This window comes from Bradyrhizobium sp. 154 (genome assembly GCF_023073875.1).
GTDB lineage: Bacteria > Pseudomonadota > Alphaproteobacteria > Rhizobiales > Xanthobacteraceae > Bradyrhizobium.
In genome coordinates, this window is record NZ_JADPKG010000041.1 from 37,527 (window position 1) to 57,154 (window position 19,628).

The 19,628-nt window shown below is 64.3% G+C and carries 18 protein-coding genes; 7 read left to right on the plus strand and 11 right to left on the minus strand.

Annotated elements, in window-relative coordinates; all coding sequences use genetic code 11:
* Positions 1 to 96: 96 nt before the first annotated feature.
* From IVA92_RS08745 to ltnD, 4 genes are all read right to left on the minus strand, one after another.
* Positions 97 to 1,788, minus strand: coding sequence for a methyl-accepting chemotaxis protein (locus IVA92_RS08745; RefSeq protein ID WP_247279787.1), 1,692 nt, complete (start codon positions 1,786 to 1,788; stop codon positions 97 to 99).
* A gap of 167 nt (positions 1,789 to 1,955) precedes the next feature.
* Positions 1,956 to 3,230, minus strand: a complete 1,275-nt coding sequence (gene otnK / locus IVA92_RS08750; protein ID WP_247279788.1) for a 3-oxo-tetronate kinase — start codon at positions 3,228 to 3,230, stop codon at positions 1,956 to 1,958.
* Positions 3,227 to 4,009, minus strand: a complete 783-nt coding sequence (otnI, locus tag IVA92_RS08755; protein ID WP_247279789.1) for a 2-oxo-tetronate isomerase — start codon at positions 4,007 to 4,009, stop codon at positions 3,227 to 3,229. Before otnI ends, otnK begins: the two co-directional genes overlap by 4 nt.
* Positions 4,010 to 4,025: 16 nt before the next feature.
* Positions 4,026 to 4,943 carry an L-threonate dehydrogenase gene (gene ltnD / locus IVA92_RS08760; protein ID WP_247279790.1) on the minus strand — a complete coding sequence of 306 codons (918 nt, stop codon included), beginning with the start codon at positions 4,941 to 4,943 and terminating at the stop codon, positions 4,026 to 4,028.
* A gap of 104 nt (positions 4,944 to 5,047) precedes the next feature.
* Between ltnD and IVA92_RS08765 the strand changes: the two genes are divergently transcribed.
* Positions 5,048 to 5,722 carry an aldolase gene (locus IVA92_RS08765; RefSeq protein ID WP_247279791.1) on the plus strand — a complete coding sequence of 225 codons (675 nt, stop codon included), beginning with the start codon at positions 5,048 to 5,050 and terminating at the stop codon, positions 5,720 to 5,722.
* A gap of 182 nt (positions 5,723 to 5,904) precedes the next feature.
* On the opposite strand, the gene IVA92_RS08770 is transcribed toward IVA92_RS08765, so the two are convergent.
* The 6 genes from IVA92_RS08770 to IVA92_RS08795 form a co-directional block, all read right to left on the minus strand.
* On the minus strand, positions 5,905 to 6,609 hold the full coding sequence (locus tag IVA92_RS08770; RefSeq protein WP_247279792.1) for an ABC transporter ATP-binding protein: 705 nt from the start codon (positions 6,607 to 6,609) through the stop codon (positions 5,905 to 5,907).
* Complete coding sequence (locus tag IVA92_RS08775) at positions 6,593 to 7,324, minus strand: ABC transporter ATP-binding protein (protein ID WP_247279793.1); 732 nt, start codon at positions 7,322 to 7,324, stop codon at positions 6,593 to 6,595. The genes IVA92_RS08770 and IVA92_RS08775 overlap by 17 nt, the downstream gene beginning before the upstream one ends.
* Positions 7,321 to 8,304, minus strand: a complete 984-nt coding sequence (locus IVA92_RS08780; RefSeq protein WP_247279794.1) for a branched-chain amino acid ABC transporter permease — start codon at positions 8,302 to 8,304, stop codon at positions 7,321 to 7,323. The genes IVA92_RS08775 and IVA92_RS08780 overlap by 4 nt, the downstream gene beginning before the upstream one ends.
* On the minus strand, positions 8,304 to 9,182 hold the full coding sequence (locus tag IVA92_RS08785; RefSeq protein ID WP_346658121.1) for a branched-chain amino acid ABC transporter permease: 879 nt from the start codon (positions 9,180 to 9,182) through the stop codon (positions 8,304 to 8,306). Before IVA92_RS08785 ends, IVA92_RS08780 begins: the two co-directional genes overlap by 1 nt.
* Positions 9,183 to 9,349: 167 nt before the next feature.
* Positions 9,350 to 10,594 (minus strand): ABC transporter substrate-binding protein, encoded by a 1,245-nt coding sequence (locus tag IVA92_RS08790; protein WP_247279795.1) that lies wholly within the window; start codon positions 10,592 to 10,594, stop codon positions 9,350 to 9,352.
* Positions 10,595 to 10,682: 88 nt separating this feature from the next.
* Positions 10,683 to 11,498 (minus strand): putative hydro-lyase, encoded by an 816-nt coding sequence (locus tag IVA92_RS08795; protein WP_247279796.1) that lies wholly within the window; start codon positions 11,496 to 11,498, stop codon positions 10,683 to 10,685.
* A gap of 120 nt (positions 11,499 to 11,618) precedes the next feature.
* Between IVA92_RS08795 and IVA92_RS08800 the strand changes: the two genes are divergently transcribed.
* Genes IVA92_RS08800 through IVA92_RS08815 form a run of 4 tightly spaced genes read left to right on the plus strand, consistent with a single transcriptional unit; the run spans position 11,619 to position 15,828 of the window.
* Complete coding sequence (locus IVA92_RS08800) at positions 11,619 to 12,536, plus strand: LysR family transcriptional regulator (RefSeq protein WP_247279797.1); 918 nt, start codon at positions 11,619 to 11,621, stop codon at positions 12,534 to 12,536.
* 32 nt (positions 12,537 to 12,568) lie between these two features.
* Entirely contained in the window at positions 12,569 to 13,819 is a 1,251-nt protein-coding gene (locus IVA92_RS08805) for a Zn-dependent hydrolase (RefSeq protein WP_247279798.1), read from the plus strand.
* 12 nt (positions 13,820 to 13,831) lie between these two features.
* The gene (locus tag IVA92_RS08810) at positions 13,832 to 14,743 is read left to right on the plus strand and encodes an NAD(P)-dependent oxidoreductase (protein ID WP_247279799.1); all 912 of its coding nucleotides are present in this window, start codon (positions 13,832 to 13,834) and stop codon (positions 14,741 to 14,743) included.
* A gap of 11 nt (positions 14,744 to 14,754) precedes the next feature.
* Complete coding sequence (locus IVA92_RS08815; protein ID WP_247279800.1) at positions 14,755 to 15,828, plus strand: malate/lactate/ureidoglycolate dehydrogenase; 1,074 nt, start codon at positions 14,755 to 14,757, stop codon at positions 15,826 to 15,828.
* A gap of 198 nt (positions 15,829 to 16,026) precedes the next feature.
* Here IVA92_RS08815 and IVA92_RS08820 read toward each other — a convergent pair whose 3' ends face one another.
* Complete coding sequence (locus IVA92_RS08820; RefSeq protein ID WP_247279801.1) at positions 16,027 to 17,100, minus strand: tartrate dehydrogenase; 1,074 nt, start codon at positions 17,098 to 17,100, stop codon at positions 16,027 to 16,029.
* A gap of 153 nt (positions 17,101 to 17,253) precedes the next feature.
* On the opposite strand from IVA92_RS08820, the gene IVA92_RS08825 reads away from it, so the two are divergent.
* Complete coding sequence (locus tag IVA92_RS08825; protein WP_247279802.1) at positions 17,254 to 18,030, plus strand: SDR family oxidoreductase; 777 nt, start codon at positions 17,254 to 17,256, stop codon at positions 18,028 to 18,030.
* 126 nt (positions 18,031 to 18,156) lie between these two features.
* The gene (locus IVA92_RS08830; RefSeq protein ID WP_247279803.1) at positions 18,157 to 19,575 is read left to right on the plus strand and encodes an amidase family protein; all 1,419 of its coding nucleotides are present in this window, start codon (positions 18,157 to 18,159) and stop codon (positions 19,573 to 19,575) included.
* Positions 19,576 to 19,628: the final 53 nt, after the last annotated feature.

Genomic DNA, 19,628 nt, shown 5'->3' on the forward strand with positions numbered 1-19,628 from the left:
GCGCCGCCGGAAACGCTAACCTCCGGCGGCCTTCGCGCATTCACTTCCCTGCTACCGCACTGCGAAATCTACATCGCAGCCATGCGGCCGCGTGCCTCAGGCGGCGCGCACGTCGGACAGGAACTTGCCGACTTCATTCTTCAGCCGGTTCGAATCGTTCGACAGCATCTGCGCCGCCGAGAGCACCTGCGAGGAGGCCGTGCCGGTCTCGGTCGCGCCGCGCTGCACGTCGGTGATGTTGGCGGAGACCTGCTGGGTGCCCTGCGCCGCCTGCTGCACGTTGCGCGCGATCTCCTGGGTTGCCGCGCCCTGCTCTTCCACGGCCGCCGCGATCGCCGACGAGATCTCCGACAGGCGCTCGATGGTCGAGGAGATCTCCTTGATGGCGCCGACTGAATCGTTCGTCGCCGCCTGGATGCCGGATATCTGCTGGCCGATCTCGCCGGTCGCCTTCGCTGTCTGCTCGGCCAGCGCCTTCACCTCGGAGGCGACCACCGCAAAGCCGCGGCCGGCTTCACCGGCGCGCGCGGCCTCGATAGTGGCGTTCAGCGCCAAGAGATTGGTCTGGCCGGCGATGGTGTTGATGAGCTCGACGACGTCGCCGATGCGGGACGCCGCTTTGGACAGTTCGCTGACGCGCTCGGTGGTCGCGCGCGCCTGGCCGACGGCGTCGCCCGCCATCCGCGCCGATTCCTGCACCTGACGGCTGATCTCACCGACTGACGAGGCCATCTCCTCGGTCGCCGAGGCCACCGACTGCACGTTGGTCGAGGCTTCCTCCGAAGCTCCGGCAACTGTGGTCGCCAGCCGCTGCGAGCGGTCGGCCGTCGAGGTCAGCGTCGAGGCGGAGGCTTCGAGCTGGGTCGAGGCCGACGAGACGGTCTGGACGATCTCGCCGATCATCGTTTCGAATTCGCGGGTGATGCTGTCGACGCGGCGGCCGCGCTCGATCTTGGCTTCGGCGTCGGCCGCGGCAGCTTCGTCCGCCGCCCTCTTGGCGATCAGCGCCTCCTTGAAGACCTGGAGCACATCGGCCATGGCGCCGATCTCGGTCTTCTCGCCGCGATGCGGGACTTCGGCACTGAGGTCACCCTTGCCCAGCGCCTGCATGGGATCGGTGATGGAGCTGATGCCCCGGGAGACGTCACGAACAAGATAAAAACTGACGCCGATACCAATGACGACCGCCGCACCGAGAATGAGTGAGACCAGCATGAAGGCATGATCATAGCTGTCGTCAGCGTCTCGCGCGGCCTGATCCGCGCCCTTGGTGTTGAGCTCGATGTCCCGCCTCAAAATCTCGTCCGCCTGCAGCCCGATCTTGTTGACCGTCTTGCTGTTCAACTCGTGCGCTTCGTGCGGAATCTTGCCGGCCTCCTTGCGCGACAGGGCCATCACCTCCTGTGTGCCCTTCTTGTAGTCTTCCCACAGCTTGGACCACTCGCTGTAGAGCGCCCGTTCCTCAAGCGACGTGATCATGGCTTCATACGACTGCCGAAGCTTGGTATTCGCCTCGATCACGGTCCCAAGCGTTTTTTCCGCCGCCAGCTTCTCTTCCAACGTTTCGGACAGCATGTGCTCGCGGATCACGTTGCGATAGGTGATCACGCCGGCGCGCAGTTCGCCCAGCACGCGCACGCTGGGCATCCAGTTCGTGGTGATGTCGACGGTGTTGGCATTCATCGACCGCATCTTCATGACGGCGAGCAGACCCATGCCGGTCATTGCGACCAGCAGGAATGCCACGACACTGATGATCTTGGCGCGGATGGAAATAGTGGCGAACATGAACTGGGTCTCTTTGTGCTGGCCGGTGCGCGTCCGGGAACTACGAATCAAACAAAAGGAGCAGCACCGACATCCGACACCAGAGCACCTGCGCAGATGTTAACTACGACTCCGTACGAGTACGGAAAGCCGAAAGAAATGAACAGGCAGCTAACAATGCTCTGCGCTCAGCGCATGAGCTTAAGCGCGTCCGTGAAAAACTCCGGGCCACCGAAATTTCCGGACTTTAGCGCAAGCAGCATCTCGCCTGTCTCTGCACCGACCGCGCGCAACACCGGGACACCCGCCGCGATTTCCACTCCTACGAGAAATCCGGGAATCCTCAACCGGTCGACCACGGAGCCTGACGTCTCGCCACCCGCGACGATCAAGCGCCGAACGCCCGCCTGCACCAGGCCTTCGGCAATGTCGGCCATGGCCTGCTCGATGGCATGCCCGGCCGCATCGCGGCCGTGACGCGCCTGAACGGCGGCAACGGCTTCCGGTGTCGCGCTCGAGGCGATCAGGACAGGGCCATCCGCCAGCCGCGGTCTCGCCCAGGCCAGCGCCCGCTGCGCTTCGCCGCCCCCCGCGACGATCTGCTCGGGATCAAGATGTAACACCGGCATGACACGCTCGGCATTGGCGATCTGCTGAAGCGTTGCCTGGGAGCAGCTTCCGGCAAGGCAGGCCGCCGGCCCGCCAACCGCGGCGCCCGTCCCGCCTGCCGCCGTCGACTTGACCTTGCCTGTCGACACCAGCGCACGAGCGAGGCCAAGGCCGATGCCGGAGGCGCCGACCGAGAGCCGATGTTCGGCGGCGACGAGGCCGATCGTCTCGAGGTCGCGGTCGAACACGGCGTCGATGATCGCGGCACCGATGCCCTTGTCCGCGAGTTCGGCCAGGCGCGCCCGCACGGCGTCTGCACCGCGCGAGACTGTGGCGAGATCGACGAGGCCGATTTGCGTCTTGCTCTGGCGCGCCAAGACGCGCACCAGGTTGGAATCGTGCATCGGGTTGAGCGGATGGTCCTTCAGCGGGCTCTCGTTCAGCGGCACGGCGCCGACGAAGAGGTTGCCCTGGTAGACGGTGCGTCCTGTTTCCGGAAAGGCCGGCGTCACCAGCACGGCGCTTTCGCCGCATTCGGCGCGCAAGGCGTCCATCACCGGCCCGATATTGCCGGCATCGGTGGAATCGAAGGTCGAACAGATCTTGAACAGCACGTGGCCCGCGCCGCGGCCGCGCAACCATGTCTCCGCCGCGCGTGAGCGCGACACGGCAACGCTGGCGTCGATCGAACGGCTCTTCAGTGACACCACGACGGCGTCGACCTCGGGCAGCGCGAGATCGTTCGCGGGCACACCGATCGTCTGCACGGTACGCAGGCCCGCTCGCGTCAGCGTATTGGCGAGGTCGGAGGCGCCGGTGTAGTCGTCGGCGATGCAGCCCAACGCAAGTATCACGGCTTCACTCCCGCGTAAGGCTCGAACCAGGCGAGCCCATCCGTTGTCTTGCCGCGCGGATTGTATTCGCAGCCGACGAAGCCGGCATAGCCGAGCCGGTCGAGCTCAGTGAACAGGAACGGATAGTTCAGCTCCTCGCCGTCAGGCTCGTTGCGCGAGGGGATGCTGGCGATCTGGATGTGGCCGATGATCGGCATCATCTCGCGCAGCCGCATGGTGACGTCGCCGTGGATGATCTGGCAGTGATAGATGTCGAACTGGAGTTTTAGGTTCGGCAGCCTCAACTCCTGGATCAGGTCGCGGGCGAAGCCGAAATCGTTGAGGAAGTAGCCGGGCACGTTGCGTGCATTGATCGGTTCGATCACGATATCGATGCCGTGCGGCGCGAAGAACTCCGCGGCCCACGTCACCGATTTGTAGAAGGCCTCGATCGCGACGCGCTCGCCCCGATTGGCGATGCCGGCCATCAGGTGCAGGCGCTTGACGCCAGTCGCCTGGGCGTACGGCAATGCCCTCCCCAGGCTCGCCTTCAGATCGGAGAACCGCGCCGGTAACGCGGCAAAACCCTTGTCGCCGGCATTCCAGTCGCCCGGCGGCAGGTTGAACAGCGCCTGGGTCAGACCGTTGCGCTTGAGCCGCTCGCCGACCGCCTCGGCCGGATGCTCATAGGGAAAGAGAAACTCGACTGCGGTGAAGCCCGCTTGCGCGGCGGCATCGAAGCGGTCGAGGAACGGCACCTCGGTGAACATCATCGAGAGATTGGCGGCAAAACGGGGCATCGGAATCCTCTCAGCTCTACTTGTCGCCGGGCAGCTTGACGCCGGTGACCTGCGCATACATCCGCGCCACCGAAGCGTCGTCGTCACGGCCCATGCCCGCGGCTGACGTCATCAGAAACATCTGGAGCGCGGCGGCGGAGACCGGCACCGGGAATCTGGCGCTGCGCGCCATGTCCTGGATGATGCCGAGGTCTTTGACGAAGATCTCGACCGCGCTGCGCGGCGTGTAGTCGCCATCGAGCACGTGCGGCATCCGGTTCTCGAACATCCAGGAATTGCCGGCGGAGGCTGTGATCACCTCATAGACTTTGCGAATGTCGAGGCCCTGCTTGGCCGCGAACGCCATCGCTTCGCTGGCGGCGGCAATGTGCACGCCAGCGAGGAGCTGGTTGATCATCTTGAACGCGGCGCCCTGCCCTGCGGCGTCACCGAGCTCATAGACCTTTGCGGCCATGGCATCGAGAGCTGGACGCGCCTTGGCAAAAGCGGTGGAGCTACCGGACGCGAGGATGGTCAGCTCGCCTTGCGCGGCGCGCTGCGCCCCACCGGAGATCGGCGCATCCAGATAATGCCGGCCGGTCGCCTCAAACTGCTTGGCAAGACGCCGCGCGACATCCGGGTCCATGGTGGCCGAGGATATGAAGACGCTGCCCTTCGGCATGGTCTCGGCGGCGCCATCCTTGCCGAACAGGATGGCTTCGGTCTGGGCAGCGTTGACCACGACGCTGACGACGATGTCGGCGTCCTTGGCAGCGTCAGCCGGCGTCTTGGCGCCCGCGCCGCCGTCCTCCACGAAACGCGCGACGGCATCGTCGGAGACGTCGCACCCGGTGACGGCATGGCCGGCGCGTTTCAGCGAGGTCGCCATGCCAAAGCCCATCGAGCCGAGCCCGATCACGACGATGCGCTGATTTTGTGACGTGGAGGCGGACATGCAACTGACCCTTGCGAACGTTTCCCGGACCGCCGCCCTTTGCGGCGGCTCGGCGAACCGATAACACGGCTTGGCCGCGCTGCCAAAGCGTGAGACAAGCAGGCATGACGGCCATGAGCAACGAGACACGGCTGCGCGAGGATATCTGCCGCTTCGGGCGGTCGCTGTTCGAGCGCGGGCTGACGCCGGGCTCCTCCGGCAATATCAGCGTCAGGCTGGACGGCGGCGGTTGGCTGGTGACGCCGACCAACGCCTCGCTTGGCTTCCTCGATCCGGCGCGGCTGTCGCGGCTCGACGATCAGGGCCGGCTGGTTTCGGGCGATGCGCCGACCAAGGAAGTTCCGCTGCACACTGCGCTCTACGACACGCGCGGGAGCGCGCGCGCGATCGTGCACCTGCACTCGACCCATTCGGTTGCGCTCTCGATGCTGCCCGACATCGACCCGCGCGCCGCGCTGCCGCCGATGACGGCCTATTATCTAATGAAATGCGGCGCCACCGCGCTCGTGCCGTATTATCGCCCTGGCGATCGTGCGGTCGCGGATGCGATCAAAGGGCTGGCGGGGAAATATTCATCGGTGCTGCTCGCCAATCACGGCCCGGTCGTCGCCGGCGACACGCTGGAAGCGGCCGTGTTTGCGACCGAGGAGCTGGAGGAGACGGCGAAGCTGTATCTGTTGCTGCGCGGGATGAACCCACGATACCTCTCGCCGGATCAGGTGACGGATCTGGTGAAGGTGTTTGGAGTGACGCTGCCGGAGCATAGGGATGGGCATTAGTGTCGTGCGGTCATCGGCGCCCTAACGCCGCCTCACCCAGCGCTGTCATTCCCCGCGAAGGCGGGGAATCCAGTACGCCGCGGCTTGTCCGTATTTCACTGACGCCTCTGGAATACTGGATCGCCCGCCTTCGCGGGCGATGACACCGAGTGTGCGGAGCGTGAATGCCGCACACGCCACAGTTACAGCCCCAGATACGCCTTGCGGACGGCCGGATTGCCTTTGATCTCCGCGGCCGCACCCTGCATCAGCACGCGGCCGGTTTGCAGGATGTAGGCGCGATCGGCGATCTCGAGGCACTCGGCCATGCGCTGCTCGACGATCAGCACGGTCATGCCGGCATCGCGGATGCGCTTCACGGCCTGAAAGATCTCGTCGACCAGCTTCGGCATGATACCCTGCGAAGGCTCGTCCAGCATCAACAGCCGCGGACGCGTCATCAGAGCGCGGCCGATCGCGAGCATCTGCTGTTCGCCACCGGAGAGCGTCTCGGCGCGCTGCTCCAGGCGTTCGGCCAGACGCGGGAAAAGCTGGAAGACGAGATCGAGCGGCTCCTCACGGTTCGCCTCGCCGCGATAGAGATAGCTGCCGAGGCGCAGATTGTCGCGCACCGACAGACGGGGGAACAAGCGGCGGTTCTCGGGCACATAGGCAATGCCGGTGGCCGTGATGTGATGCTGCGCCATGCCATCGAGACGCTTGCCGTCGAATGTCACCGTGCCCGAACGCGGCCGCTCGGCGCCGGCAATGGACTTGAGCAGCGTCGACTTGCCCGCGCCATTGGCACCGGCAACGCAGACGATCTCGCCCTTCTGAACCTCGATCGAGACCGAGGAGATCGCGACCAGGCCCTGGTAGGCGGTCGTGACTTCACGCACCGACAGCATGACGATCTCCCAGATATGCGCTGATCACCTTGGGATCGCGGACGACCTCAGCAGGCTTGCCTTCGACCAGCACCTTGCCGAGGTCGAGCACGATGGCGCGATCGACCAAAGGCATCACGATCTCCATGACGTGCTCGACCATCAGCACGGTGATGCCGGCATCGCGCACCTTGCGCACCAAGGCGACGCCAGTCTGCGCCTCGGTCGGCGTGAGGCCGGTGAGGACTTCGTCGAGCAGCAGCAGCTTTGGCTCGGTTGCCAGCGCACGCGCGACTTCGAGGCGGCGCTTCTCGGCCGGCACGAGGTCGCTTGCGAGCACATCGGCGCGCGCGGCAAGGCCGGTGAATTCGAGCACCTCATGCGCCTTGCGGCGCGCCTCACGCATCACGGTGTTGCGAACCAAGGCGCCGACGATGACGTTGTCGATGACCGTCATGGTCTCAAAGCTCTTGACCACCTGGAAGGTGCGCCCGATGCCGCGCTGGCAGCGCTCGGCCGCCGGCATGCGGGTAACATCCTCGCCGTCGAACCAGATCGAGCCTTGCGTCGGCGGCAGCACCCCCGCGATGAGATTGAACAGCGTCGACTTGCCGGCGCCGTTCGGGCCGATCAGGCCGACGATCTCGCCGCGGCCGACCGAGATCGAGACATCGCTGTTGGCGACGAGCCCGCCAAAACGCTGCCAGACGCCACGGGTTTCGAGGAGCGCGGTCATCGTGTGGCCCCCTTCGCCTTGGTACGTGAGAGCAGGCTCACCAGACCCTGCGGCAACGCCAGCGAGATCAGCACGATCAGGGTGCCGTAGACGATGAGGTCGACGCCGCGCCCGGAACCGCCGATATAGGAGCGCGTCAGCTCCGTCATCGGGATCAGGATGGCGGCCCCCAACACCGGCCCCCAGAGGGTACCGATGCCACCGAGCACGGCCGGCAGTGCCATCAGCAGCGAGAACTGGAAGCCCATCACGCTCTCAGGATCGATATAGGCAAGGAACTGCGCATAGAATGCGCCGCCGATGGCGACGAGGAAGGCGGAGACGGCTGCCGCGCCCATCTTGGAGTTGAACACGACGACGCCGAGGCTTTCGGCCGCCTCCGGGTTGTCCTTCACCGCGCGCCACCAAAAGCCCCATTTGGAGTCCTCCAGCCACCAGGTGACGAACCAGGCGAGGCAGCACAATGCCAGCGCGAAATAAAAGTATGGCAGTTTGGTGCGCAGAAACTGGAATTTCAGCCAGCTGTCGCCGCGGATCGGAATGGTGATCCCCATCGCCGCTCCCGCCCACTCCCAGTTCTGGAACAGCAACAGGCCGATCTCGGCAATGACGATGGTCGCGATCACGAAGTAATGGCCGCGCAGGCGAAAGAAGGGATAGCCGAGCCCCATCGCGATCAGGGCGGCAATCACGCCGCCGCCGAGCATGCCGAACCAGGGCAGCACGCCGAACTTGGTGAACAAGAGTTCGGTGGTGTAGGCGCCGATGCCGAAATAGAGCGCGTGTCCCAGCGAGATCTGTCCGCAATAGCCGGAGAGGATGTTCCAACTCTGCGACAGCGCCGCATACATCAAGGTCAGGATGAGGATGTTCTGAACGTAGACGTCCTTGACGAGCAACGGCGCCAGCGCTGCGAGCCCGGCCAATACTGCGGCAATGATGAGGTCGCGGCGGCGCCGCGCGGCAAATTTATTGTCCATCACATCGACCCGAACAGGCCACGCGGCCGGATGAAGACGACGAGCAGGTAGACGGCGTAGATGCCGACCGACTTCAGCGAGGGCGGCAGCACCAAGGCGGTGACGGCCTCCACGAGGCCGACAATGATCCCGCCGGCAAAGGCCCCAAACACGCTGCCGAAGCCGCCCAGCGCCACCGTAACATAGGCGATCAGCGCGAAGGACGCGCCGACATCGGGGTAGATGTAGAAGAACACCGCCACGATGGCGCCGGCAAGACCGACCAGCGCGGCGCCAAGGCCCCAGCCCAGCGCAAACACGCGGTTCTTGTCGATGCCGACGAGAGCCACCGCGCCGGGATCCTCACGCGTCGCTTCCAGCGCGCGGCCGAAATCGGTCCGATTGATGAAGAAATAGAGTCCGGCGAAAGCGAGAATCGAGACCAGCGCGCCGATCAGCTGCGGCTCCGGCAGGAAGATGCCGGCGACCGAGATGGTCTTGCCGCCGAGCCAAGACTGCGGAATGCTGCGATAATCCGGCGTGAAGAAGAACTGCGCCAGGCCGCGCATCACGATGGCAAGGCCGAAGGTGGAGAAGATCTGCACCATGCCGGCATTGGCTTTGGCCCGCATGGCGAAGCGGACAATCAATAGATAGACCACCGCTCCGAACACGAACAGCGCCGCGGCGACCAGCGGCGCCGACAAAAGGGGATCGATGGCGAAGAACGCGAACAGGAAGAAGCTCACATACATCGCGATCATCAGGAACTCGCCATGAGCGAAGTTCACGACGTCCATCAGGCCGAAGATCAGCGCGAGGCCGACCGCGATCAGTCCATAGAGCAGGCCCATGAGCAGGCCGCTCGCGAGACTTTGGATAATGGCTTGGGCTGTCACCTCTGATCCCCCGTTCGAAACGTCATCGTTTGCTCCGTCATTGCGAGCGAAGCGAAGCAATCCAGAATCTCACCGCCGAGGCAGTCTGGATTGCTTCGTCGCTACGCTCCTCGCAATGACGAGGCATTCACGACGACCTCGATCTTCTGTCCTGCTTCAGCAGCGTCTTACTTCATCGGCCAGATCGCCTCGGCGATCGCGGCCTGCGGCGGGAAGATGGTGACGAACTTGCCGCCAACATATTGCAGCAGCACCGGGTCGGCGTCGTTGTTCTGGCCCATCTCGTCGAACTTGACCCGCTTCCAGGGCATGATGGTCTGCTCGCCCGGGATGTCGGTCGCCGCCAGCGCATCGCGAATCTTCTCGCCGTCGGTCGACTTGGCGCGGCTGATGGCATCGGCGAGGATGATCAGGCCCATGAACTGGCGCGAGGTGAGGTCGTTGAAGTCCTTGCCCGACTTCGCCTTGAACATCTCGTTGATCTTGCCGACCATCGGGCGCTTCTGCGCGAGGTCGAGCGAGAAGGTGCCGCGCGAGATCACGCCTTCGACTTTGTCGCCGACGGCATCATAAAGCGCCTTCTCGGAGAAGCCGGCATCCTGCGCCACGATCGCGTTCGGCTTGTAACCGAGCTCGGCCATGGTCTTGACCAAGAGGATGCCGTCGGTGGTGTAGCTCGACGGCATCAGCACGTCGGCATTGGCGGTCTTGAGCTGCTGCACCTCGGCCGAGAGCGAGGGCGAGTTGGCACGGTACTTGATGTCGGTGACGATTTTGTAGCCGCGCTCGCCGGCGATCTTGGCCTGGGCGTTGCCGGAGTCGGTGCCGAAGATGGTGTCCTCGTGGAACAGCGAAAGCGTCTCGATCTTGGTGCCCTTCTTCTTCATGGCATCGAAGAAGTCGAACATCGCGGCCGAGTACATCTCGTCATGCGGCGCGGCACGGAAGTAATATTTCAAGCCGCGGCGATGCAGGCTCGGCGAGGAATTGTCGGCGGAGACGAACGGGATCTGGTAGCGCTCGCAGATCTGGCTGACAGTGACGGCGACCGCGCTCTGATAGGTGCCGATGATGGCGGCGACCTTTTCCTGCGTGATCAGGCGCTCGGCCTCGGCACGCCCCTTCTGCGGATCGGCCTGGTGGTCGGCGAACACGAGGCGGACCTTGGCGCCGCCGAGGCCCGGCAGGCCTTCACCTTTCGCCAGCGGCAGGTCGAAATCGGTGTCCTTGTTGATGACTTCGAGCGCGGTTTCATAGGCCTTCTGCGCATCGACGCCCTGCTGCGCGCTGCCGCCGGAGAACGGATAGATCACGCCGATCACGACTTCCGAGGTCTGTGCGCGCGCTGCCAGCGGCACCAGCGCGGCCGTAGCGGTAGCTCCTAACAACACGTCGCGGCGAGAGATCGTCATGGCAAAGTTCCCTGTACTGAATTTCGACTGATCGAATGAAGTGATTGATGGATGCGGTAAAGCCTGAACAAGCAGCATACGCTGCCCATTAAATCACGGCCATGGTCCTGTTCTTGAGATCCGTCACCAGCATCAGGCCGGGCGAATGCGTGATCGCGAACGGCAGTTTGGCGGCATTGATCACCGATTGCGGCGTCACGCCGCAAGCCCAGAACACCGGGATCTCGTCATCGGCGACCGGAACGGGATCACCGTAGTCAGGCTTGGCAATGTCCTTGATGCCGATCAGATGCGGATGGCCGAGATGCACCGGCGCACCGTGCACGGCGGGATATCGCGAGGTGATCTGCACCGCGCGGATCACGTCCGCCGGCTTGAACGGACGCATCGACACCACCATCGGGCCGGCAAAGGGGCCAGCCTCGCCGCAAGCGATGTTGGTGCGGTACATCGGCACGCGCACGTTCTGTTCGATGTGACGGATCGGCATTCCCTCCTCGAGCAGCGCCTCTTCGAACGAGAAGGAGCAGCCAAGCACGAAGGTCACGAGATCGTCGCGCCAGTAGCTCTTCACGTCGGTCGGCTCGTCGACGATCTCGCCGTCACGCCAGACGCGGTAGCGCGGCACGTCGGTGCGGATGTCGAGATCGACGCCGAGCGAGGGGATGTGCGGGCTGCCGACGTCGGACATGCCGATGATCGGGCACGGCTTCGGATTGAGCTGGCAGAAGCGGTGAAAGGCGCTGGCACATTCCGCCGGGAGGATTGCCAGATTGCCCTGGACGAAGCCGGGCGCAACGCCGGCGGTGGAGGCGACCTGCCCTTCGCGATAGGCAAGCCGCGCCTTGCGGCTCGGGAGCGTGTCGGGCGTTTCAGTTTGCTGCGCTGCCACCAAAACAGTCATGGGATCGACCTGCCTATAAACTCGACAAAGACAAGCCAACACCAAGCATGCTATAAAGTCTAATCGTCGTTTCTAATCAAACTCGATAAATTTTCTTTACCGAATGGGAAGATCCTTCCAATGCTGGACTTCAGATCGATCGAGACATTTCTCTGGGTTGTGAAGCTCGGCAGCTTTCGGGGCGCCGCGCAACGGCTCAACACGACCCAGCCGGCGATCTCCCAGCGCATCGCCCAGCTCGAGCGCGAGATGGGCGTAAAGCTCCTCAACCGCGATCATCGCGTGGCCTCGCCGACCCCGAGCGGCCGGCAGATGATGGTCTATGCGGAGAAGCTGATCGGGCTGCGCGCCGCGATGATGGCGGAGATCGGCGACCGTTCGGCGATGCGCGGCGTGATGCGACTCGGCGTCGCCGAGACCATCGTGCACACTTGGCTGCCCCGCCTGGTGAAGAGCATGAACGAGGTCTATCCGAACCTGTCGCTGGAGATCGAGGTCGACATCACGCCGAACCTCACCGCGCGTCTGCTCGCACAGGAGATTGAGCTGGCGTTCGTCGTGGGACCGCTGTCCGCTTCCGGCGTGCACAACCGCGTGCTCGCCGATTATCCGATCGGTTTCCTCGCCAGCCCCTCGCTCGGCCTCGGCAAGGGGCCGGTGACGCCGGCGGAGCTCGCGCGATTTCCGATCATTACCTTCCCGCGCAAGACCAAGCCTTACGAGGTCGTGCGCGAGGTGTTCGACCGGCCCGAGCTGCCGCCAATCCGACTGCATGCCTCCGCCTCGCTGGCCACGGTCATCCACATGGCGGTCGAAGGGCTCGGCATCGCCGTGATCCCCGACGCCATCGTCGAGAACGAACTCGCCGACGGGAGGCTGCAACTGCTCGACACCGATCTCGCGATCGCGCCGCTGACCTTCACCGCGAGCTGGCTCGCCTCGCCCGACGTCGTGGCTATCGAGCGCGTCGCGGAGCTGGCGCGGCAGATTGCGCAGAGCAGCCTCGCGGTTGACGCGCCCGCGCTGGCGCGTCATTGAAAAAGGCGCCGGACAATTGAGAGACTGACCGCATGAGCCGAGCCGCCACCAACCTGCAGATCGATCCCGTCCGCCTCTGGGGCTCCATCCACGAGACCGCGCAGTTCGGCGCGACGGCCAAGGGTGGCGTGCGGCGGCTGACGCTCAGCTCCGAGGACAAGCAGGTCCGCGATTGGTTCCGCAAGGCCTGCGAAGACGCGGGCCTGGAGGTGCATGTCGATGCGCTCGGCTCGATGTTCGGCCTGCGCAAGGGGCGCGACATGACAAAGCCGCCCGTCGGCATCGGCTCGCATCTCGACACCCAGCCGACCGGCGGCAAGTATGACGGCATTTTGGGTACGCTCGGCGCACTGGAAGTGATCCGCACGCTGAACGATGCCGGCATTGAGACGGAAGCGCCGATCTGCATCGTCAACTGGACCAACGAGGAAGGCTCGCGCTTCGCACCGGCGATGATGGCGTCTGGCGCCTATGTCGGCGATTTCACCACCGATGACATTTTGTCGCGCAAGGACGCTGAAGGCATGACCGTCAGGCAGGCGCTCGACGGCATCGGTTATCGCGGCGACAAGCCGGTCGGTTTCCAGAAGCTCCGCTGCTTCGTCGAATTGCACATCGAGCAGGGCCCGATCCTGGAGGCCGAAGGCAAGACCATCGGCGTGGTCGATTCCGGCCAGGGCGTGCTGTGGTACGACGGCAAGATTTCCGGCTTCGAGAGCCATGCAGGCTCGACACCGATGCCGCTGCGGCGCGACGCGCTGGCGACACTGTCGGAGATCGTGCTGGCGATGGAGGCGATTGCGAAGAAACATGGTCCGAACGCGGTCGGCACCATCGGCGAGGCCGTGATCGCAAATCCCTCGCGCAACGTCATTCCCGGCGAGATCGCCTTCACCATGGATTGCCGCAGCGCGGATGGCGCCATTATGGACGCGCTCGATCGCGATTTGCGCGCCGCGATTGCCGAGATCGCTGCGCGCCGCAAGGTCGAGGTCAAGGTCGACCTGGTCTGGCGCAAGCCGCCGACGCATTTCGATCCCAAGCTGATTGCGACGGTCGAGAACGCGGCGAAGATGCTCGGCTATTCCTCTCGCCGCATCACCTCCGGGGCTGGCCACGACGCCTGCAACCTCAACACCGTCATGCCGGCGGCTATGGTGTTCGTGCCCTGCAAGGACGGCATCAGCCACAACGAATTGGAGGATGCCACGCAAGCGGACTGTGCCGCGGGGACCAACGTGCTCATGCACACCGTGCTGGCGATCGCCGGCGTCGCGTCCTGACCGGAGAGAACCATGCGCGGAGTTTTCGTCGACGCCAATGAAACGCTGGCGGTGATCATGGAGCGGCTGGAGAAGCCCGGCGATCCCAAAGTGCGGATCCACAGGAATCCTGATATCAAGCCGGAGCAATATCCGGAGATTCTCGACGGCGCCGAAATCGCGATCATTGATCACACTTCGCTTCCGACCGACGTCGCAAAGAAGTGCACCGGCCTCAAGCACGTCGTGTTCCTGGGCACCGGCGCGCGCAGCTACATGAACCCGGAGGAACTGGCCGAGCTCGGCATCTCCGTGCATCTGATCAAGGGCTACGGCGACACGGCGGTGGCGGAATCCGCGATCGCGCTGATGTGGGCCTCGGCCCGCGTCATCGCGATGATGGATCGCGAGATGCGCGGCGGCAATTGGCTGCGCGAGGACGGTATGCAGCTCACCGGCAAGACGCTCGGGCTGATCGGCTTCGGCGGCATCGCCGCGGAAGTGGCGCGCATTGCGTCCGGCAGCGGCATGAAGGTGATCGCCTGGAACCGCTCGCCGAAGAGCCATCCTGGCGTAGAATTCACCGATCTCGATACCGTGCTGGCAAGGAGCGACGTCGTGTCGCTGCATCTGCTGCTCAGTGACGAGACGCGCGGCATGATCACGCGCGAGAAGATCTTTGCGATGAAACGCGGTGTCATCCTCATCAACACCGCTCGCGCCGCGATCGTGGACGAAGCCGCCATGATCGATGCCCTGAAATCGGGCCACATCCGGCATGCCGGCCTCGACGTCTTCAACATCGAGCCGCTGCCCGGCGGCCATCCGCTGACAAAATTGCCGAATGTGACGCTGTCGGCGCATTCCGCCTTCCGCACGCCGGAGGCGAGCGAGAACCTGATTGGCGCGGCGTGGGAGCACTGCCGCCGGATCGTGAAGGGATAACAGCAACAACAATGGCCGATTACCGCACCATCAAGGCAGAGAAGCTCACCAGCGTCATCCATGCCATCGCCAAGGCGGGCGGATCCACCGATCGCGAAGCCGAATTGGTCTCCACCAACCTCGTCGAGGCGAACCTGAAAGGCCACGACTCGCACGGCGTCGGCATGATTCCGCGCTATGCCGAGGCGGTCGCCGAGGGCGGCCTCGCGGTCAACCAGCACGTCAAGATCGTGATGGACACTGGCCCCCTGCTCACCCTCGACGGCCTCACCGGCTATGGCCAGGTGATGGGCCAGGAGGCGATGGAGCTGGGCGCCGAGCGCGCCAAGCGCAACGGCGTGTGCGTCGTCGGCCTCTCCAACTCGCACCATATCGGGCGCATCGGCCATTGGGCCGAGCAGTGCATTGAGCACGGGCTGGTGTCGATCCACTTCGTCAACGTGATCTCGCGTCCGATAGTGGCACCCTGGGGTGGCAGCGATGCGCGCCACGGCACCAATCCGTTCTGCGTCGGCATCCCGCGCGCAGGCCACGAGCCGATCGTGCTCGACTTCGCCACCAGCAAGATTGCGCAGGGCAAGACCCGCGTCGCCTACAACAAGGGGGTCGCGCTCGATCCCGGCACCATCATCGATAACGAAGGCAGGCCAACCACGAACCCGCGCTACACCGTGATCGCGCCGCACGGCGCCATCCTGCCGTTCGGCGAGCATAAGGGTTCTGGGTTGGCGTTGGTGTGCGAAATTCTCGGCGGCGCACTTTCGGGCGGGCAGGTCGTCAAAGGCCCGGCCGACAGCAAGCGCCGCGTCCTCAACGGCATGCTCTCGATCATCATCGATCCGAACAAGCTCGGCACCGGCGAGAACCTCGCGCGCGAAGTCGAGAGCTTCGTCGCCTGGCACACCGGCTCGCCCCCCGCCCCGGGTGTCGACAAGGTGAAGATCGCCGGCGAGCCCGAGCGCGAGACCAAGAAGAAGCGGCTGGCCGAGGGCATTCCTGTGGATCCGAATACCTGGCAGGAGATTCTGGACGCCGGAAAGCGGTTCGGGCTCGATCAGGCGACGATTGAGAAGATTGCGGGCTAAGCAGAGCGAGGCACGCTTGTCTTCCCTTCTCCCCTTGTGGGAGAAGGTGGCGCGAAGCGCCGGATGAGGGGTTCTCGCAGCGAGCAAAAACCCACAATGAGAGGTCTGCTTCTGCGGAGATAGACTCCTCCTCACCCGTCTTCGATGCTTCGCATCGAAGCCACCCTCTCCCACGAGGGGAGAGGGTAAAACAGCGAACTAGTCTACCATCTCCGCCACCGCCTTGCCGCAGGCGGCGGTGTCGGCATTGCCGCCGAGATCCTTCGTCCGCAGCGTGCGTTCGGCGAGCGTGCGCTCGATCGCGTCGACGATCGACTTGCCGGCTTCCTTCTCGCCGAGATGCTCGAGCATCATCGCGCCCGACCAAATCATGCCGATCGGGTTGGCGATGCCCTGCCCCGCGATATCGGGAGCCGAGCCGTGCACCGGCTCGAACACCGATGGGAAATTGCGCTCGGGATTGATGTTACCAGACGGCGCGATGCCGATGGTGCCGGTGCAGGCCGGGCCGAGATCGGAGAGGATGTCACCGAACAGATTGGAGCCGACCACGACGTCGAACCAGTCCGGATGCAGCACGAAGTTCGCGGTGAGAATATCGATGTGGTACTTGTCCCATTTCACGCCCGGGAACTTCTTGGCCATCGCCTCCACGCGTTCGTCCCAATAGGGCATGGTGATGGAGATGCCGTTCGACTTCGTCGCCGAGGTCAGGTGCTTCTTCGGCCGCGACTGCGCGAGCTCGAAGGCGAACTTCAGGATGCGGTCAACGCCGGTGCGAGTCATCACCGTCTGCTGCGTCACGAACTCGCGCTCGGTGTCCGGGAACATGCGGCCACCGACGGAGGAATATTCACCTTCCGTGTTCTCGCGCACCACCCAGAAATCGATGTCGCCGGGCTTGCGATTCGCCAGCGGCGACGGCACGCCGGGCATCAGCCGCACGGGACGCAGGTTCACATACTGGTCGAACTCGCGGCGGAATTTGATCAGCGAGCCCCACAGCGAGACGTGGTCCGGAATCTTGGCCGGCCAGCCGACCGCGCCGAAATAGATCGCATCGTGCTTACCGATCTTCTCCTTCCAGTCATCCGGCATCATCTGGCCGTGCTTCTCGTAATAATCCCAGGACGAGAAGTCGAAATGGTCGAATTGCAGGGACACGCCGTGCTTCTTCGCCGCCGCTTCCAGAACGCGCAGGCCCTCAGGCATCACTTCCTTGCCGATGCCGTCGCCGGGAATGACTGCGATCCGGTATTGTTTCTTGCTCATCGAGAACGTCCTTGGTTGGTTTCGGCAGCCGCCTTTTGATTGCACTGCAATGGACCAAACGCGGCGGCAGTGCAACGCTGCACTGCAATGTTGACCGTGGCGCGACCGAGCGCCTACTGATCTGATCCTGTTCCCATCCTGCGAGTACCCCTCATGGATCTGCATCTGCGCGGTAAGCGCGTCCTGATCACGGGCGCATCCAAGGGCATCGGCGCGGCCGCCGCCGAGGCGTTTGCCGAGGAAGGCGCGCATCTGCTGCTTGCCGCCCGCAGCGGCGAGCAGCTCAAGGCGCTGGCCGAGCGGTTGCGTTCCGCGCACCAGATCGACGCCGCGACGAGTGTCGTCGATCTGCGCAAAGCCGAGGACATTGCGCGGCTCGCCAAGGAGGCCGCCGGCATCGACATCCTCGTCAACAATGCCGGCGACATCCCCGGCGGGTCCATCGACAAGATCGACGAGGCGACCTGGCGGCACGCCTGGGAATTGAAGGTGTTCGGGTACATCAACCTCACCCGGCAGATCTACGCGCAGATGAAAGCCAAGGGTGGCGGCGTGATCGTCAACGACATCGGCGCGGCCGGCGAGAAGTTTGATGGCAATTACATCTGCGGCAGCGCCGGCAATGCTGCGCTGATGGCGTTCACCCGTGCCCTCGGTGGAAAAAGTCTCGCCGACAACATCCGTGTGGTTGGCATCAATCCCGGCCCTGTCGGCACCGACCGCCACGTCACCCTGCTCAAGACGCGGGCAAAGCACCAATTTGGCGACGAGAGCCGCTACAGCGAATTCCAGAAGAGTCTGCCGCTCGGGCGCCCTGCGCATGCGCGCGAGATCGGCGACCTCATGGCGTTCCTGGCGTCGGCTCGCTCGGGCTATACGTCGGGCGTGATCTATACCGTCGATGGCGGCATCAGCGCCGGGTGGGGGTAGGTCTATCCCTCCTCATTGCGAGCGCAGCGAAGCAATCCAGAATGCCTCTACGCAAAAGGTCTGGATTGCTTGGTCGCTTCGCTCCTCGCAACGAGGGAGCCTAGAAGAAGCACAGGAGTAAACTAATTGTCTCAAGAGCTGATTCGCGAAACCGCGTGCACCGTCGTCGACAAATTGCGGTCCGGCGACATCTCCCCGCTCGAGCTGCTGGATGTGCTGGAGAAGCGCATCAGTGAAGTCGACAGCAAGGTCAACGCGCTGCCGACGCTGTGCTTCGATCGCGCCCGGGATCACGCCAAGGCGCTGATGCAGAAGCCGGCCGGCGCACGCGGGCTGCTCGCGGGCCTGCCGGTGCCGATCAAGGATCTGACCGACGTTGCGGGCGTGCTGAACACCCAGGGCTCGCCGATCTTCAAGGACAACATCCCGGCGAAATCCGACCTCATGGTCGAGAACCTCGAGGCCAACGGCGCGGTCGTCTACGCCAAATCCAACACACCGGAATTCGGCGCCGGCGCCAACACCTTCAACGAGGTATTCGGCGCGACCCTCAATCCCTGGGATACTTCGAAATCTGCGGCCGGGTCCTCCGGCGGCGCAGCAGTTGCGCTCGCCACCGGCATGGCCTGGCTCGCGCAGGGCTCAGACATGGGCGGCAGCCTGCGCAGCCCGGCGAGCTTCTGCGGCATCGTCGGCATGCGGCCGAGCATCGGCCGTGTCGCGCATACGCCGAAGGCAGGCATCGACCGCAATCTGGGCGTGCAGGGTCCGATGGCGCGCAACGTCGAGGATCTCGCGCTGCTGCTGGATGCCATGAGCGGCGACTATGCCGCCGATCCGCTGTCGCTGCCGGCGCCTTTGACTTCGTTTCTCTCGGCGGCGCAGTCCGGCAAGAAGCCGAAGCGCATCGCCTATTCGCCCGATCTCGGCATCACGCCGGTCGATCCCGAGGTCAAGGCGACCACGCGCAAGGCAGCTGAACGTTTCGCCGAGGCCGGCGTCATCGTCGAGGAGGCGCATCCGGACTGGCGCGAGGCGCATGAATGCTTCCACGTGCTGCGCGCTTTCGATTTCGCGATCAGCAAGGCGCAACTTCTCCGGACCAAGCGTGACCTGCTCAAGCCCGAGGTGATCTGGAACATCGAGGAAGGCCTCAAGCTCACCGTCGAGCAGCTTGAGCGCGCCGAGGCCCAGCGCGTCGGCATGACCGCGCGCGCCGTCGAGTTCTTCAAGACCTACGACCTCCTGCTGGTGCCGACGACGATCGTGCCGCCCTTCCCCGTCGAGCATCGCTATGTCGCCGAATGCGCCGGCAAGACGTTCGAGAACTATGTCGAATGGCTCGGCATCGTCTACGCTATCACGCTCGCCTGCTGCCCGTCGCTGTCGCTGCCCTGCGGCTTTACCGCGTCCGGCCTGCCTGTCGGCGTGCAGGTGGTCGGCGCACCGCGCGCAGATGCGCAGGTGATTGCAGGCGCGAAGGTGCTGGAGGATATATTGGGCCTGCGCGGCACGACCCCGATCGATCCGAAGGTGAAGAATTAATCTCGCTCTGGTGCCCGGACGCAGCGCAGCGCTCTTTCAGCGATGCGCTGCAT